This is a genomic window from Pseudarthrobacter raffinosi (assembly GCF_023913735.1).
GTDB lineage: Bacteria > Actinomycetota > Actinomycetes > Actinomycetales > Micrococcaceae > Arthrobacter > Arthrobacter raffinosi.
This window is the reverse complement of sequence record NZ_JAMXBH010000060.1, coordinates 1-1399: the sequence shown is the minus strand read 5'-3', so window position 1 is coordinate 1399 and position 1399 is coordinate 1. Positions and strand designations below refer to the sequence as shown.

At 63.8% G+C, this 1399-nt stretch carries 1 protein-coding gene; it reads left to right on the top strand.

Translation table 11 applies throughout. The features are described from left to right. The first annotated feature begins 43 nt into the window (after positions 1-43). A complete protein-coding gene (locus NG698_RS21570) occupies positions 44-1243 on the top strand; it encodes an IS4 family transposase (RefSeq protein ID WP_252603849.1) in 1200 nt (399 codons plus the stop codon). The last annotated feature ends 156 nt before the right edge of the window (positions 1244-1399 follow it).

Below are 1399 nucleotides of genomic sequence, written 5' to 3'. Positions count from 1 at the left end.
CCCAATACCGTTTACTTAGCGTAGGTTCTGTTAATGTTGCGGTATGGCTCGCAGCGGATGGATTAAGCCCGAAACCCCGGAACGTCTGAGTGATCACGTCTCTCTGGGTGTCCTGACGCGGGCCTTCCCACCCGATGTGGTCGACCGGGTGATCGCACGCACCGGGGCGGCCCAGATGCGGAACAGGCTGCTGCCGTCGCGGCTGATGGTCTATTACGTGATGGCTATGGCCTTGTTCGCGGCCGGCTCGTATGAAGAGGTGATGCGGTCGCTGCTGGCGGGCATGGAGTGGATCACGGGCCGTTTCAGGGATTGGCAGATGCCGACGAAAGCCGCGATTTTCAAGGCGCGCACGCGGCTTGGCCCGACGGTGATGGCTGAACTCTTCGCGGAGGTCGCCAAGCCCCTCGCAGCACCGGGAAGCAGCGGATTTTACAAGGACTGGCGGCTGGTCAGCGTTGACGGGACGTGCCTGGACATCGCAGATACGCCCGCGAACGAGAAGTACTACGGACGGCCAGGGACGGCCACCTTGATCAAGAGCGCGTACCCGCAGGCGCGGGTGCTCGGACTCGTGGAGTGCGGCACGCACGCGGTGATCGGGGCCGTGGTCGCCGGCTACGACACGGCCGAGCAGGACATGTTCCCGGGGCTCCACGCGGACCTGGACGCCTCCATGCTGCTGATGGCCGACCGCGGGTTCTTCAGTTACCACGCCTGGAGGGACAGCGCCGCAACCGGCGCGGCACTGTTGTGGCGGATGCGCGCGAACAATGTCCTGCCGGTGCTCGAGGAACTGCCCGACGGCTCGTACCGATCGGCGGTCTACGCCAACCCCAAGGCCCGCCGGAACAACACGGACGCAATCCCCGTCCGGGTGATCGAATACACCGTCACCACCGGCGAGAACGCCAGCGATTTCCGCCTCATCACCACCATCCTGGACCCGGACACAGCACCGGCACAGGACCTGGCAGACCTCTACGGGCGGCGCTGGGAAATCGAGTCCTGCTTTGACGAACTCAAAACCCACCAGCGCGGCCCCGGAATCGTCCTGCGCTCCAAAACCCCAGACGGGGTCCTCCAGGAAATCTACGGCTACCTCTGCGTCCACTACGCCCTGCGGTCCCTCATCGGCGAGGTCGCCCTGCTGTTCGAGGAAGATCCCTTACGATTTTCCTTCACACGCACCCTCCGGGCAGCCCGGCGAACCCTCGCCGACCGCCCGGCTTTTTCCCCCTGACCGACTCAAAAAAGCCTTCGCCAGCTTCAGCGGCGAGATCCTCCACGACCTCCTGCCACCACGCCGACAACGGACCAACCCCCGCGTAGTGAAACGCAAGATGTCAGGCTGGCCACTCAAACGAATACCCAAACTTCTTAAGTAAACGGTATTGGG